Origin of the sequence: Paenibacillus woosongensis (assembly GCF_009725165.1) — a bacterium.
GTDB classification, from domain to species: Bacteria; Bacillota; Bacilli; order Paenibacillales; family Paenibacillaceae; genus Fontibacillus; species Fontibacillus woosongensis.
The window spans coordinates 673,265-687,821 of record NZ_WNZW01000002.1 but is presented as its reverse complement, the minus strand read 5'-3'; the positions used below and the strand labels follow the sequence as shown (position 1 = coordinate 687,821).

General features: G+C 49.3%; 14 protein-coding genes. 6 read left to right on the top strand and 8 right to left on the bottom strand.

Annotation, left to right across the window (positions count from 1 at the left end; genetic code table 11):
• Positions 1-67: 67 nt before the first annotated feature.
• Together GNP95_RS09510 and GNP95_RS09505 are read left to right on the top strand one after the other, a co-directional pair.
• On the top strand, positions 68-418 hold the full coding sequence (locus tag GNP95_RS09510; protein ID WP_330163355.1) for a DUF805 domain-containing protein: 351 nt from the start codon (positions 68-70) through the stop codon (positions 416-418).
• 163 nt (positions 419-581) lie between these two features.
• Complete coding sequence (locus GNP95_RS09505) at positions 582-773, top strand: aspartyl-phosphate phosphatase Spo0E family protein (protein WP_230873731.1); 192 nt, start codon at positions 582-584, stop codon at positions 771-773.
• A gap of 43 nt (positions 774-816) precedes the next feature.
• Here GNP95_RS09505 and GNP95_RS09500 read toward each other — a convergent pair whose 3' ends face one another.
• From GNP95_RS09500 to chvE, 5 genes are all read right to left on the bottom strand, one after another.
• The gene (locus tag GNP95_RS09500) at positions 817-2,394 is read right to left on the bottom strand and encodes an oleate hydratase (RefSeq protein ID WP_155610577.1); all 1,578 of its coding nucleotides are present in this window, start codon (positions 2,392-2,394) and stop codon (positions 817-819) included.
• Between the two features lie 144 nt (positions 2,395-2,538).
• The gene (locus GNP95_RS09495) at positions 2,539-3,105 is read right to left on the bottom strand and encodes a TetR/AcrR family transcriptional regulator (protein WP_155610576.1); all 567 of its coding nucleotides are present in this window, start codon (positions 3,103-3,105) and stop codon (positions 2,539-2,541) included.
• Positions 3,106-3,233: 128 nt separating this feature from the next.
• Positions 3,234-4,397 (bottom strand): multiple monosaccharide ABC transporter permease, encoded by a 1,164-nt coding sequence (gene mmsB / locus GNP95_RS09490; RefSeq protein WP_155610575.1) that lies wholly within the window; start codon positions 4,395-4,397, stop codon positions 3,234-3,236.
• 4 nt (positions 4,398-4,401) lie between these two features.
• The gene (mmsA, locus tag GNP95_RS09485) at positions 4,402-5,931 is read right to left on the bottom strand and encodes a multiple monosaccharide ABC transporter ATP-binding protein (protein ID WP_330163354.1); all 1,530 of its coding nucleotides are present in this window, start codon (positions 5,929-5,931) and stop codon (positions 4,402-4,404) included.
• A gap of 92 nt (positions 5,932-6,023) precedes the next feature.
• Complete coding sequence (chvE, locus tag GNP95_RS09480) at positions 6,024-7,112, bottom strand: multiple monosaccharide ABC transporter substrate-binding protein (RefSeq protein ID WP_155610573.1); 1,089 nt, start codon at positions 7,110-7,112, stop codon at positions 6,024-6,026.
• 289 nt (positions 7,113-7,401) lie between these two features.
• Here chvE and GNP95_RS09475 point away from each other — a divergent pair, with 289 nt between their 5' ends.
• Positions 7,402-8,925 carry a stalk domain-containing protein gene (locus GNP95_RS09475; protein ID WP_155610572.1) on the top strand — a complete coding sequence of 508 codons (1,524 nt, stop codon included), beginning with the start codon at positions 7,402-7,404 and terminating at the stop codon, positions 8,923-8,925.
• A 221-nt stretch (positions 8,926-9,146) separates the two neighbouring features.
• Here the strand turns inward: GNP95_RS09475 and GNP95_RS09470 are convergent, their stop codons facing one another.
• Genes GNP95_RS09470 through GNP95_RS09460 form a run of 3 tightly spaced genes read right to left on the bottom strand, consistent with a single transcriptional unit; the run spans position 9,147 to position 11,147 of the window.
• A complete protein-coding gene (locus tag GNP95_RS09470; RefSeq protein ID WP_155610571.1) occupies positions 9,147-9,698 on the bottom strand; it encodes a stalk domain-containing protein in 552 nt (183 codons plus the stop codon).
• Positions 9,699-9,750: 52 nt separating this feature from the next.
• Positions 9,751-10,533: a cobyric acid synthase gene (locus GNP95_RS09465; RefSeq protein WP_155610570.1), complete on the bottom strand. Its 783-nt coding sequence runs from the start codon at positions 10,531-10,533 to the stop codon at positions 9,751-9,753.
• Positions 10,534-10,556: 23 nt separating this feature from the next.
• The gene (locus GNP95_RS09460; protein WP_155610867.1) at positions 10,557-11,147 is read right to left on the bottom strand and encodes a GbsR/MarR family transcriptional regulator; all 591 of its coding nucleotides are present in this window, start codon (positions 11,145-11,147) and stop codon (positions 10,557-10,559) included.
• Positions 11,148-11,488: 341 nt separating this feature from the next.
• Between GNP95_RS09460 and GNP95_RS09455 the strand changes: the two genes are divergently transcribed.
• From GNP95_RS09455 to GNP95_RS09445, 3 genes are read left to right on the top strand one after another with little or no spacing between them, the layout of a single operon-like run.
• A complete protein-coding gene (locus tag GNP95_RS09455) occupies positions 11,489-12,313 on the top strand; it encodes a carbohydrate ABC transporter permease (RefSeq protein ID WP_155610866.1) in 825 nt (274 codons plus the stop codon).
• A 31-nt stretch (positions 12,314-12,344) separates the two neighbouring features.
• Positions 12,345-13,187, top strand: a complete 843-nt coding sequence (locus GNP95_RS09450) for a carbohydrate ABC transporter permease (protein WP_155610569.1) — start codon at positions 12,345-12,347, stop codon at positions 13,185-13,187.
• A 37-nt stretch (positions 13,188-13,224) separates the two neighbouring features.
• The gene (locus tag GNP95_RS09445) at positions 13,225-14,550 is read left to right on the top strand and encodes an ABC transporter substrate-binding protein (protein ID WP_155610568.1); all 1,326 of its coding nucleotides are present in this window, start codon (positions 13,225-13,227) and stop codon (positions 14,548-14,550) included.
• The last annotated feature ends 7 nt before the right edge of the window (positions 14,551-14,557 follow it).

Sequence of the window (14,557 nt, the reverse complement as noted above, 5' to 3'; positions counted from 1 at the left end):
AATCTATTAAACCGATATATCCTTGTGCGAATTGTCGCAACAAAACTATTTTTATGAGGTGACGTTAGTGGAGTGGTATTTAAAGGTTCTCAAAAACTATGTCGGATTTGAAGGGAGCGCGCGCCGTAAAGAATACTGGATGTTTATTCTATTCAACATGATTGCTTCGTTAGTTCTTGGCTTTATCGGTGGGTTAATAGGCTTGGATACAATTCTGTCCTACGTTTATTCACTGGCTGTTCTATTGCCAAGTCTCGCGGTTGCTATGCGGAGATTGCATGATACGGGAAGAAGCGGCTGGATGATTCTGCTAAGCTTTATTCCTCTAATTGGTGCGATTGTTCTAATTGTGTTCATGTGCCAAGATAGCGAGCCAGGCGACAATAAATATGGTTCCAATCCTAAGCTTCAAAGTTAATAAAATTAAGTTGTCTATACATATGGTTTGAAAATGGAACATAAAGAGAGTCCGGGGCCTTGCAGGCTTCGGGCTCTTTATACATCAAATAAAAGTTATCGAAAAACGTATAATGGGTATATTTGTCAACCTATACTAATATATTCATTAGGTGGTGTTTTTTGTGCAGAAATTAAAATCCAATTATATTAAACATAGAATTGAAGAAGAACGGCGTCAGCTTGGGCAGCTTGCGGAGCAATACGGCCTGCGGGATACGCGGGTGCTGAGGCAGTCTATGGAACTTGACCGGCTGATCAATCGCTATAACGAAGTCATGTATGATTATTTGCGGAGAAAAGAGCCGATTGCCTGAAGCAATCGGCTTCTTGAGATTTGTCTCAGCCTTCCTGTGAAATCTAACGGAAAGAGGCTGCGGCGCTCTGAAGTAGAGTCCGTATATCATATTGATACCGGTTGATCGGCTGGATTGGTTTGTCCACTCCCAGCAGTTGATAGATAGCGATTCTAGCTGTCCTGACGGAGTACTCCTCTGTAAAAACAACGTCATCGGGAATTTCACAGAATTGACCGATCAAAGCCAGGTTCGTTGAGCCTTGAGGAACGACCTGAGGGCGGTCGCCGGGCGTTCTGGGCATGAATTGCGCGGTAATATACGGCATCATGCAGGGAATACAGTTTGCGGAGCGGATAAGCTCATCCAACTCATTTTCGAATTTCAAATGATGCAGCAGCTCCGTGAAAATTTCTTCTCCGGTGCAGTCACACATTCTTTTTTTCACATAGTCCCCCACTTGATCCGGGTACAAGCCATAACCCCAGAACACTTTTACATCCTTAGGCTGGTTGCGGAAGTGCGGTTGATGAGCCAGCACGATGGACATGAGCCAGCTGGAATCTTTAAAGGTCACCAAAGCTCCGCTTCCGGCTTTATTCCGCGAAAACTTCTCCATCCGATCGAAGAAGCGGGAGCTCTGGCAGGTAACGGTAAACGATTCCCATTTGGATTCATCGATGTGATCATCAAAGGAAGCGGGATTACCGAGCAGCCCTGGCTTCTTCGCCGCGATCCGATCCCATAGCTGCCATGAGCTGCCCTTGCCGTTTAGCTGTGGAGGGGCTGTCATCGACCCAAGACTGGAACTTTCCGTCATCGAGCCGTTCGTGACAATGACCAAATCCTCCTCCGTCAAATCGAGCGCACGCTCCGCTCCATCCTTTACATAGTGCATGCGTGTCACCGTAATGCCATCCCCCGCTTGGAAATCCAAATCCGTCACCGTGCAATTCATTTCAAAATCAACACCATGCTCCTGCAAATACCGTTGCAGCGGAAGAATGATCGAGTCGTACTGGTTATAAGGCGTACGCGTGACGCCTTCAAGCGTATGAATCCTCGGAAATTCGTGCATGAAGCGGATCATGTACCTTTTGAGCTCGACTGCGCTGTGCCAGGGCTGAAAGGCGAAGGTTGTCGCCCACATATACCAGAAATTCGTCTGGAAAAAATGAGCCCCAAACCATTCGTTAATCCGCAGCCGGCCTAGCTGCTTCTCCGGTGTGATGATGAGCTTGGCCATGGCTATACGATCTCCCATGTCAAATCCCATAAAGGCCGCATCCTCCACTTCACCATCTTTGTTCACAAGCCTGGCCCGGGAATGCGTAGGATGCGCCATATCAAAGGCCATAATCTCATCCCTTACTGATTGGCTCGGATCATCGAGAGAGGGGATCGAGCTCAGCAAGTCCCATAAATTCTCATATGTCTCATCGTTCAGCATTCTGCCGCCCCGGATGACATAGCCATGCTCATGGTCCCCGGCGCCGTCGTTGCTTCCTCCGAGTACCTTATGCTCTTCGATAATATGAATCTGCCGTCCTGGAAAACCGCAATCCCTGATCAGAAATGCCGCCCCAGCTAATGACGCGATTCCTCCTCCGACAAAATACACCTGGTTACTGGAAGTGCCCATACTATTCATCCCCGCCCTCGTAGATTTTGATAACAACCTCAGCACATCTAGAGTAAGACAATTTAAATGTACAGGATTTCCTTTTTATAGAAAATTGACAATTGGCGGGTGCTGTATCATTTTTGAACATGTGCATGGTAATGTCTAGATTTTCTGCCTATAACGCTGCAAGGCCCGTTCAAAATTACCCTGCATCAGTTCACTTAACTGTTCCACGATCAAAGCCGGCTCTTCCTTCATTCCCTGCTGCATCCATTGAGTGACAAGCCCGGTAAAGGCCAGCGTATAGAAGTTGGCGAGAAATTTCTTATTCTCTTCGGCAACATGCATGCCGCGGCTTACCTCCTCCACGACGCCCATCATCAGGTCATAGGTGACAGCATACAAGTAGGAGTCCAGTTGACTTCGAGCCAGGGAATGAAGGGTGTTCAGGCAGAAGGATTTATTGCTCTCAATATAGGTGAAAATCGTATATAACCCGTGCGTCCACGTATCGTAACTGCGATATTCGGCGAGGTTGCCCACGGCCTCCGTCTCATAAATCCAACCGAGCAAATCGTAGATATCTTGAAAATGGTAGTAAAACGTTTGCCGATTCACCCCGCAGCGGCTTACGAGCTGCTTTACAGTGATCTTGTTTAAGGGAAGCTCCTGCATGGTTTGCTTCAAAGCATGGGCCAAGGCTCCCTTCGTAATGGTCGAGTTCGACAAAAGAATCCCCCGCTATCCCTAATAGTTATCCATATATACCCAATTGTAGCATAAAAAAAAGGCCCCACTCTTTAACAAAGAGTGAAGCTTTTTCAGAGGACTGCACACCTGCAGGCTGCAAATCGCACTTAATTCGTTTTCGATTTGTTATAGATGTCAAAGGCCACGGCCAGGAGCAGGACAAGCCCTTTGATGCCTTGCTGCCAATCCACCCCAAGGCCGATCAGGGACATGCCGTTGTTCATGACGCCCATTACCAGGCCGCCGATAATTGCACCGATGACGGTGCCGATGCCGCCGGAAGCAGAAGCGCCGCCGATGAAGCAGGCTGCGATCGCATCCAGCTCGAAGTTCGTGCCCGCTTTAGGCGTTGCCGAGTTGAGGCGTGCGGCGAAGATGAGTCCGGATAACGCCGCCATCGCGCCCATATTGACGAAAACCCAGAAGGTCACTTTCTTCGTCTTGACCCCGGACAGCTTGGCGGCTTTCTCATTGCCGCCCAGCGCGTAAATATGGCGTCCGGCGATCATCCGGTTCATGACGAAGGAGTAGATGACGATGAGTACGAACAGGATGACGAGAATGTTCGGAATCCCGTTATAGGTAGCGAGCACATAGGTAAAGACGTTGACGATCGCGACAAGGGAGATCACTTTGGCTAGGAAAATCCACAGCGGTGCGGTCTCGAAATTGTATTTGATCTGTGTCTGGCGCTCCTTCCATTCCTGCCAAATGACGAGCAGGGAGAGGATGGCGCCAAGGACGATCGTCAGGATGTGAATGCTCTCGCCTCCGAACCAGTCCGGCAGAAATCCGGAGCTGATCTTCTGGAACGACTTCGGAAACGGCGAGATCGATTGGCCGTTCAGAATAATCATGGTTAGACCGCGGAACAGCAGCATCCCGGCCAAGGTGACGATAAAAGCGGGAATCCTTACATAAGCAATCCAGAAGCCCTGCCACGCGCCGATTAGCGCCCCGACGCCCAGCGATATAATAACGGCGAGAAAGGGAGGCAGCTGCATGTCGACCATCATGATGGCCGCCAGCGCCCCGATAAACGCCGCGATGGAGCCGACCGACAGGTCGATATGTCCCGTAATGATGACCAGCACCATCCCGATGGCCAGCACGAGAATGTAACTGTTTTGCAATATCAGGTTGGTTACGTTAAGCGGCTTCAGCAGAATGCCGTCGGTTAGAATTTGAAATAAGACCGTGATGAATACAAGAGCGATAATCATGCCGTACTGGCGGATATTTTTTTTGAAAAGCTCGCTAATCATTTGCATCTCCTTACCCCCTGCCTCGAGTCATGGATTTCATCAGTACTTCCTGGGTGGCGTCCTCGCGCTGGACTTCACCGGTAATGCGTCCTTCGCTCATGACATAGATACGGTCGCACATGCCGAGCAGTTCGGGAAGCTCCGAGGATATGAACAGAATGCCTTTGCCTTCATCCGCCAGCTGATTGACGATGGAATAGATTTCGTATTTGGCGCCGACGTCAATGCCGCGGGTGGGTTCGTCCAAAATGAGAATTTCCGGCTGCGCGTAGATCCATTTGCTGAGGACGACCTTCTGTTGGTTGCCTCCGCTTAAATTGACCGTTTTCTGCAGAATGCTTGGCGTCTTGATCTTTAATTTCTGCCGATACTCCTCGGCGACCAGCACTTCTTCGCTCTCATTAATCACACCGCGGCGGGACAGCTTGCTCAAATTGGCGAGAGAAATATTCCGCTTGATATCGTCGATCAACACGAGACCGTAGTCCTTGCGATCTTCCGTCACGTAGGCGATGCCATGCTGGATCGCGGTGCTGATATCGTTCAGCCGGATCTCCTTCCCGTGCAGCAGCAGCTTGCCCTGGATGTTCTTCCCATAGGACTTGCCGAAAATACTCATTGCGAGCTCCGTTCTTCCTGCCCCCATCAGTCCGGCCACGCCGACAATTTCGCCGCGCCGGATATGGATGTTGATGTCGTCCAGCATTTTGCGGCCTTCCTGCTGAGGATGATCGACCTGCCAGTTCTGCACTTCAAACAGTTTTTCCCCGATGTTCGGTACACGCTCCGGATAACGGTTTGTGAGATCCCGGCCGACCATTCCTTTGATGATGACATCCTCCGTCACCTGATCCTTGCGCATGTCCAGCGTCTGAATGGTCTTGCCGTCCCGCAGAATCGTAATCGAATCCGCGACCTTCTCGATTTCATTCAGCTTGTGGGAAATGATGATCGAGGAAATGCCCTGCTTTTTGAGCTCCAGGATCAGGTTCAGCAGATTTTCGCTGTCATCCTCGTTGAGAGCGGCCGTCGGCTCATCCAGAATGAGCAGCTTCACCTTCTTGGAGAGCGCCTTGGCAATTTCCACAAGCTGCTGCTTGCCGACTCCGATCTGGACCACATGGGTGTTGGGGGATTCTTCAAGCCCCACCGTGGCCAGCAGCTCCTTTGTTTTGACGGTGGTTTCGTTCCAGTTGATGACGCCCCGCTTGGTTTGCTCGTTGCCGAGAAAAATATTTTCCGCGATGGATAGATAGGGGATCAAAGCCAGCTCCTGGTGAATGATGACGATGCCCAGGCTCTCGCTCTGCTTAATATCCTTGAATTCGCATACCTTACCTCGGAACAAAATATCGCCCTCATACGAGCCATGCGGATAGACGCCGCTCAGCACCTTCATCAGCGTGGATTTGCCGGCGCCGTTCTCCCCGCAGAGGGCGTGGACTTCGCCTTCCTTGACCTTCAAATTCACATTTTCCAAGGCCTTGACGCCCGGAAATGTCTTTGTAATTCCTCTCATCTCCAAAATGAAGTCACTCACAGTTCTCACCAAGCCTTTCGTCTCCATTCGAGTACAAAGGACAGCGGAGGCCGGAAAGGCCACCGCCGTATATGCCGTTTGCGTTCACCAACTTACAGTCCCAATTCCTCTTTGGTATAGTAGCCGGTCTCTACTAATTCCTGCTCAATGTTGTCCTTGTCTACCGATTTTGGCTCCAGCAGGTAGGAAGGAACGACTTTCACGCCGTTGTCATAGGTTTCCGTATCGTTGACCTCGGCTTCCGTGCCTTCGAGAATGCTGAGGGCCATGCCCACGGCTTTCTTTGCCAGCTCGCGCGTATCCTTGAAGACCGTTTGCGTCTGCTCGCCGGCCAGAATTGATTTGATTGAAGCCAGCTCGGCATCCTGTCCGGTAACGATCGGCATTGGCTTATTGCCGGAGCCGTATCCGACGCCTTTCAGGGAAGAGAGGATTCCGATGCTGATGCCGTCATAAGGGGAGAGAACCGCATCGACGTTCTCTGTCGCATAGTGAGCGCTCAGCAGATTATCCATGCGCGCCTGAGCGGTAGCCCCGTCCCAGCGCAGGGTGGCGATTTGCTCCATTTTTGTCTGATTGCTGCGCACGACCAGCTTGCCGGAATCGATGTACGGCTGAAGAATGGACATCGCGCCGTTATAGAAGAAATAAGCGTTGTTATCGTCCGGCGAGCCGCCGAACAGCTCGATATTGAACGGCCCTTTGCCTTCCTTCAGGCCAAGCTTCTCCTCGATATAAGAGGCCTGCTGCACGCCGACCTTGAAGTTGTCGAAGGTGGCGTAGTAATCTACATATTCGCTGTTCATGATCAGGCGGTCATAGGCGATGACCTTGATGCCTTGATCATGCGCTTTTTGCAGCACCTCGGTAATGGCCGCGCCGTCGATCGACGCGATGACGAGCAGATCCACGCCTTTGGTGATCATGTTCTCGATTTGGGATACCTGATTCTCTACGACGTCCTCGCCGTATTGCAGATCCGTGCCGTAACCCTGCTGTTGGAACTCCTTCACCATGTTGTTGCCGTCGTTCACCCAGCGCTCCGATGATTTCGTCGGCATCGCAATTCCGACTGTGCCTTTCTCGCCTTTCGTCGATCCGCCGCTGTTATCCTTGCTTCCGCAAGCCGTCAAAGTTAATGCCAGTACGAACGTCAGCAGCAATAATGTCGTTTTTTTCATGCCCGCTTACCCCCTGTTTATAAATTGAAGTCCTCTATGAATCCGCTTTCAGAAGAGAGTATAACAAGGAGAGGCGGCTTTCGTATTTACAATAAACCTACTCTTTTTATAAAAATCAAACTTATTTGTGGTGGCACTTGTGTTCCTCGGCAGAAGGAGGGTTCACTTTTATTATGAGGAATATGTTGTCAAATAGGACAAATCTCCTATAAAATAAATTAGTCATCTAGGCCGTCTTTCGTCCAGATGACAAAATAAAAGTACATAGCAGACATGGAGGTTAAGAACTTTGAAGTTAAGGGTAAAAGTGCTTCTAATGGTTATCGCGTCAATCCTTCTACTTACTCCAATCGCCTCCGCGGTCGATTCATCGCATGCAGCGGCAAAGGAAGAGGCTGTCAAGCACATCGATCCGTATCGTTTTCTCGTTTATGATCAGGCTGGAAATCCGTTGAAAGGATCGATGCTTCAGAGCGATGGCGTATGGTATGCTCCACTATCGTTCATCGCCGAACGGCTCGGCGGGAAAGTCGAATATCTGGATAACGGCAGCCAAGCGAGGATTCTTATGCCTGGTAAACAGGAGATACAAACGGCTGCTGCCAGGGCGTTTGCAGTTGCAAGCGACCAGAGCATCCTGGCGATTACCGGTCAAAAATCAGCTAGCGGGCATCCCGTTACCCCTATAGGCGGTCAACGGGGCGAGTTTTACGTACCGTATGATTTCTTTTCCACTGCATTGGATATCCCGATCCAGGTTACTGAGGAGGGTACCCATAAGGTTGTTACGATAGGGGATGTTCCAAAGGCGGCGAACACGATCGATACGTCTAAGCTTGTATCCTTAGAGAGCAAGGCGGTTGTTCGGGTGAATGGGGTGGAGCTTCCTCGCCAAGGCTCCGTCTATGAGGTTGATGGCATTCTGTACGTTCCGATCGCTACTCCTGTATGGGAAATGGGCGGAAAAATGGAGCAGGGATACACAGTGGAAGATATTCGGAATTGGGACTCTTCTTTGAGCCGGTTCCGGCTTGCAAACGAGCAGGTCATAGAATCGAGGTTGAACGATTCTGTCATCAAGGTTTCCGGCAAACCCACAGCTATTTATACTGCCCAGAAAAAAGCCGAGGATGGACAGCCCATATCAGCCCCGGTGCTGCAAATCAATAACAATATGTATGTACCGTATGATTTCTACCAGAGTATCTCAAAATATCCCGTGGAGGTTCGCAAGGAAGCTCAAAAGCAAATCATTTACGTCGGTAAAATCCCGGCAAGCAAGCCGGCATACGATCTGCCCTATAAGCCTCCTTACGGCTGGATGCCGCCAAAGATTAAATCCAAGGCTACTAACGACATGAACAAGAACCTAAAGATTCTCCAGGAAGAGCTATACTTCCATCAAATGTTTTTTATTCCTTACGGCAATCCATCTGGACAGAGAGCTGAATCATATGCTATTCGAGTTAATACAGGAACCAAGCCCGCGGTACTAGCCAGTATTTACTTTAAATATTGGAGCGGAGGCGAGGATGACCCGGAGTCCGATAAAATTCCCTATGTGGCGCGAGAGCTGTTTAAATTTTTCCTGCCCAACAAGGGGGAGAACCTGTTTAAAATATTGGATGACGGCTATAACGGACAAGATGTCTCGCAATACGTGGACAAGGTGTTCACGCTGGATGGCCGATCGATTCTGATTAGAGAATACAAACGGACACTCACAATGGCCGGCGGGGTAGAAGTGTTCATCGGCAAGCCTGGTATGAGATTCGACAAAAACTTGAATACGATCAACACAACGAAGAAGTAATATTAGGGCTGAAGTGCACCCCTTAGAATACATTGGAAACCTCCTTGGTTTAACCGATGAATTTTCTAGGGGGTGCATTTTTATGGCGATCAAAGGCAACTTCGACTGCCGCTTCAGACATGCGTAGTAACCACTTTGTTACATACAACCCAATTTTCACCAACGCGCAGGCGGATTGCATCCATCTTTAGTTCCTCTGAATAAGATGTACACTTTTAGTGTCATTTAGCTTTAATCATAACAAACGAATGAACCATGCGGTCTTTTGGCGAGGAGTTATTGGTATCGATATATTCAATATTTAAGAAGCTAAGCATCTCTTTCCATTGGTATTCTTCGGAATCAGACTCAAATTCTCCATAGCGGTCAAATAGGTAGGCCAGGTAAGGGAATTTTAAATATGCCTTACCATCCTCGAGGTAGGCCCAGCCATCAGGCAAAATGATCTGATTATCCTGTGTTGTTACCTTACCAGACAGTGATATAACCAGTTGTTTCCCCTTGTTTTTCACAATGACTTCCTTGTTTTGATTGTCCCAGGCTACCTCATCTGTGAACAATTTGAAAAAATCACGAACACCGACATCTTGGCCAGTAACAACGATTTCAGAGGAGATTTTATCTCCTAATGCCAGACTTATCTCAGTTTTTACATTGTCAACGACAAGAATCTTATCCTGAAATAAGACAGGGGACGATGATGCATATGCTTGAATGGAACTAAAGACCAGGGTTAAAGCAAAAACATATAGGGTGAGTATCGATCGGGTCATCTTATTCTCTCCTCTGGCAGTAGTAATTACAATAATTTTCCACTATTTTCAATCACAACGCAACATCCAGCAAACGGCTGATCCGTCCAAGATCGATGTTGGCTTCGAACAACTCGGCCATACGGTCAAAGCTCTGCTCGTCCGGCACGATGAGGTCATGCTGGTAGGGCAAAATTCCGGCACAGGGGACGCCATGCTTATTTTCAAGGACATCTATGCCTGGCTGCAAAATGTCCTTGAGCCCTTGATAGCGATTGATAATGAATCCTCCCAGTTGATTCTTGATGGACTTATCCAATAAATCAATCGTGCCGTGAATCGCTGCAAAGACGCCGCCATAATGAATGTCCGAGACGAGCAGCAGCGGGGAGTTCGTTATTTTTGCCGTATAAATATTAGCTACGTCCTGATTGGCCAAATTAATCTCCGCGGTTGATCCCGCGCCTTCAATGATGAGAATGTCGTATTTGGCGGCCAGCCGATGAAAAGAGCTTTCAATGCCAGCTCTGATTTCCGGCAGAAAATTCTCGTATCTCGTATAACTGCCTGTATATAATAACTTGCCGTTTAAAATGATTTGCGTCTGGTCATAGGCAGGCTTAATCAAAACGGGATTCATATCCGCTTCCGGAGCCACGCCTGCGCTTAAGGCCTGAATATAGGTAGAATAAGCGATTTCGCAGTCATCTTCGGTCGTGAAGGACTTGGAGGAAATATTTTGCGCCTTAAAGGGGGCGGCAGCAATACCTTTATTCCGCAGCACGCGCAGCAGAGCCGCCGTGATGAAGCTCTTGCCGCAGGAGGAACTGGTTCCGAGAATCATTAAGGATTTCATGGGTTCACCTGCTTCGCTATTTTTTATTCCGCAGAGTTAGGCTCGGGCCTATTCTCCGGCTCGATTTTCACGCTTTCATCAAAATAACGCCCCTCCCGGAGATCGTAAACGAACTGCTGGAGCCATGTGTAATAGCTTAGGGCATGCCGCAGCTTGTGAAGATCTTGCAAGCATAGCTGGCGCTCTTCTTCCGGTGTGCCAAGGTCGAGAATGATTTCTGTAAGTTCGGGCAGGACTTCGTTAATGGCCTCCGTCATCACATCTATTTCACGCTGCAGCTTTATCGTAAAAAAATTCTGAAAAGCCAGAAAAAAGTTCGTCTCCGCCTGATAGAGGTCTTTACGCTGCTCCTTTTCCGGCAGCTTATAGACCATTTGGGAAGTCATGAGCGAACGAACGGCATAGCTCATATTGCTTTTGCTCATATTCATGCGGTTCTTCATCTCTTCCAGCGTCATCGGCTTGTCCTCAAAATACATAATGCCATATAACTCGCCAAAGGAATGGGTTGCCCCGTACAAATCCATCGTATCGGCAATGGCCTTAACTACTTTTCGGCGAAGCTCCTCATGTTTGACCTTGCGCTGCTCCTCATCCCGATTGGATTGTTTCATAATTTCACCCGCTATCGCATCAAAATTATTCACGGTTGTCTTTTACATAACTTCCTATTCCAATTTACATGGAGAAAACCATACCCCTTAATTTCGAGTGTACAATATTTTTTGAACGAACGAAGTTAACTAGATTTTCATACAGACAAGGAGGACGGAATTTAAAGCGATTATAACATAGCGTCAAATCATAAATCGAGCGAGTGTTCAATAGGCTTTCGGAAATCAAAAAAGTTCCTATTGATATAAGTTAAAAATATTTTGAACAAAAGAGGAGGGGCAACTTGAAACCATCCAAACTGGCGGCCGATGTCAAGGCGCTGCTGTTCACGCTGCCGGCGATGATTCCGCTCACGATGTTTTGGCTCATCCCGCTAGGATATGCTTTTTATTTGAGTTTTACGGAATGGGATTTCATGAGTCCGGACAAGCTGTTCGTCGGCATGGCCAACTATGCTGAATTGGCGGACAACCCCGCGTTTTACAAGGCGCTGCGCATTACACTGCTGTTTACGGCGGGAAGCGTCCTTCCTACGCTGATCGGCGGGCTCGGCTTCGCCCTGCTGCTGAACAGCAAGCTTAGATTTTCTGGAATATATCGCACGCTTATTTTTTCACCTTGGGTAACACCAACCGTCGCCGTGGCCATCGTATGGTCTTGGATTTTTGAACCGGAGGTAGGGCTGGCCAATAACGTGCTGCGCTTCTTCGGCTCGGAGGGAGTAGGCTGGCTGGGTGATCCAAGCTGGGCACTTATCGGCATCTTGATTGTAACGTGCTGGAAATCCGTCGGCTGGGCGATGGTCTTCTACCTGGTAGCTCTGCGCAATGTGCCGCGCGATTTGTTGGAAGCGGCCGCAATCGATGGAGCCGGAAGCTTGCGTAGGTTCACGTATGTCACGGTTCCGCTCATATCTCCGACTACATTCTTTCTGACGATTGTGCTAATTATTCAGTCCCTGCAGGCCTACGATCAGATTAACGTGATGACGCAAGGCGGGCCGTCGGGATCTACGAGAACGCTGCTGTACATGTATTATCAATCTGCGTTTGAGGCCTTCAATATTGGAGAAGCATCGACCGTGGCAGTCGTGCTGGTCATTGGCTGCGTGCTGCTCTCCATGGTTTCATTTGCAGTAAGCAGGAGCAGCGTACACTACCACTAAATCAAGATCGATAGGAACAGGAGAGCAATTCATGACTGAGACAAAGATAAGCCCGGTTCTCACAAGGCATCTGCCGTTGGTACTAATCGGCCTCCTAATGGCCTTCCCGTTCTATTGGATGGTGACCAGCGGTCTCAAAACCAATGATGAAATCTGGCAGTTTCCACCAACCTTTTGGCCAGAATCTCCCCAGTGGGGTAATTTTCTCGAAGCCTGGGAGGCGGCGCCATTTTGGCGCTATATGGCAAATAGCATCGGCGTAGCTAGCGCGATTGCCATCATTCAGGTAATCAATTCCGCGATGATGGCCTACGCGTTGACTCACATGAAATTCCGGCAGAAGAGCCTGCTGACCGCATTGATCCTGCTGGGTTATATGGTGCCGAACACCGCAGTTTATTTACCGAGTTATATCGTGTTATCCAAGCTTCACTTGCTGGATAGTTACGCCGGCATGATTCTATCTAACTGTGTCAGCGTATTTTCGATTTTTCTCATCAGGCAAGCTTTTTTGCAGGTATCCCATGAACTGGTGGAGGCCGGGCATATCGATGGGGCATCGCATGGGCGCATTCTGGGGTCAATTCTTGTACCGTTAACCCGCTCGTCCTTTGCCGTCCTCGTGCTCATTACGTTCATAGAGCAATACAACAATTATTTCTGGCCTATGTTGATCACCAAAAGTCCTGATCTGCAGCTGGTTTCGGCGGGTCTGCGCAGTTTTTTTGTGGAGGGGGGTGCTTACGGCTTGAAATGGCCGCTGATCATGGCTGCCAGTTCATTCACGATTATGCCATTATTGCTGCTGTTTCTGCTGACGCAGAGGACAATTATGCAGAGCGTGAATTTATCTGCGGGAGTTAACAAGGGATAAACTATACAATTCATAAAGTGGAGTGGAGGAGCTATACATGAATTTATTGAAAAAGGGTTTGATTTTCACCTTGATTCTAAGCTTCGTGCTGATCATGGGCTGCGGTACGAACGGCAGCGGAAGCAGCACGGGGGGGCAGGCTGGCGCCGCAGTAAATGGAGCGCAGGAGCCAGTGACGATTGAATTTTGGTACGGGCTTGGCGGCAAGCTGGGCGAGCAAATGAAGGCGCTCATCGAGGAATTCAATGCCTCCCAGCAGGAGGTTATTGTCAAAGGGATCGTCCAGGCCGATTATTCGGAGACGGAGAAGAAGCTTCAGGCGGCGATCGCTTCGGGTGATGTGCCTGCGGCTGTTCTAGCGGCGAATGTGGATTGGGCTCGAAAAGGTTATTTTGCCGAGCTGGACGAAATGATCGCCCAAAGCCCGGACTTTAATAAAGATGATTTTGTACAGACATTTCTGTCTCAGGGACAGGTGGATGGCAAGCAATACTTCCTGCCGATGTATGGCACAACCCAGGTGATGTACTACCGTAAGGACAAATTTGCGCAGGCGGGCATCAAGGCGGAGGATATCAAGACATGGGAGGATTTGGCGGCGGCGGCCGCGGCAATGACGGAACGGGAAGGCGGCAAAACGAAGGTGTACGGCTGGGAGCCGATGTGGGGCAGCGAGAATATGATTGATGCCGTACTAAGTAAAGGCGGACGTATTCTTAGCGAGGATGGAAAGACAGTCATGATCGATTCCCCGGAATGGGTGGAAACGTGGTCGCTGTTCCGCAAATGGATTCATGAAGATGGCATTATGCGCATTCACTATGGCGGACAAGGCTGGGAATATTGGTACAAAACGATCGACGACGTGATGAAAGGCCAAGCGGCAGGTTATACTGGCTCGAGCGGTGACCAGGGCGATCTTGATTTCACACAGCTTGGAGCGATGGAGCAGCCGGGCTGGGCAGGAGTTGGCGAAGGCAAGCCGGTCGCGAGTGCGATCATGGCGGGTATTCCGGCCAAAGCAAGTCCCGAGCAGCAGCAGGCGGCGTTCAAATGGTTTTCTTTTTTCAATAATTCCAAAAACACGGCAGCCTGGTCGATGAATACCGGCTATATTGCTGTTCGTCAATCTGCGCTGGATGATCCGGACTTTGTTGCCTACAGCGAACAAAACCCGCAGAGTAAAATCCCGCTCATGCAGGCAGCGCATGCTTCCGCTCCATTCCAGGATCCAACCGGCGGCAGAATTAACGACGCGCTGAAAATCGCAGCCGATAAAGTGCAAATCGAGAATATTCCGGCTGAAGAAGCGCTGAAGGAAGCGAAGGCAGTGGCTCAAAAGGCGCTGGATAGCATGAAATAGGAGTGAC

Coding starts and splice junctions, on each gene's coding strand:
- chvE (WP_155610573.1), bottom strand. CDS start 7,112: ATGAAAAAAACGACATTATTGCTGCTGACGTTCGTACTGGCATTAACT.
- GNP95_RS09455 (WP_155610866.1), top strand. CDS start 11,489: ATGATTCCGCTCACGATGTTTTGGCTCATCCCGCTAGGATATGCTTTT.
- GNP95_RS09445 (WP_155610568.1), top strand. CDS start 13,225: ATGAATTTATTGAAAAAGGGTTTGATTTTCACCTTGATTCTAAGCTTC.
- GNP95_RS09470 (WP_155610571.1), bottom strand. CDS start 9,698: ATGACCCGATCGATACTCACCCTATATGTTTTTGCTTTAACCCTGGTC.
- GNP95_RS09460 (WP_155610867.1), bottom strand. CDS start 11,147: ATGAAACAATCCAATCGGGATGAGGAGCAGCGCAAGGTCAAACATGAG.
- mmsB (WP_155610575.1), bottom strand. CDS start 4,397: ATGCAAATGATTAGCGAGCTTTTCAAAAAAAATATCCGCCAGTACGGC.
- GNP95_RS09500 (WP_155610577.1), bottom strand. CDS start 2,394: ATGGGCACTTCCAGTAACCAGGTGTATTTTGTCGGAGGAGGAATCGCG.
- GNP95_RS09450 (WP_155610569.1), top strand. CDS start 12,345: ATGACTGAGACAAAGATAAGCCCGGTTCTCACAAGGCATCTGCCGTTG.
- GNP95_RS09465 (WP_155610570.1), bottom strand. CDS start 10,533: ATGAAATCCTTAATGATTCTCGGAACCAGTTCCTCCTGCGGCAAGAGC.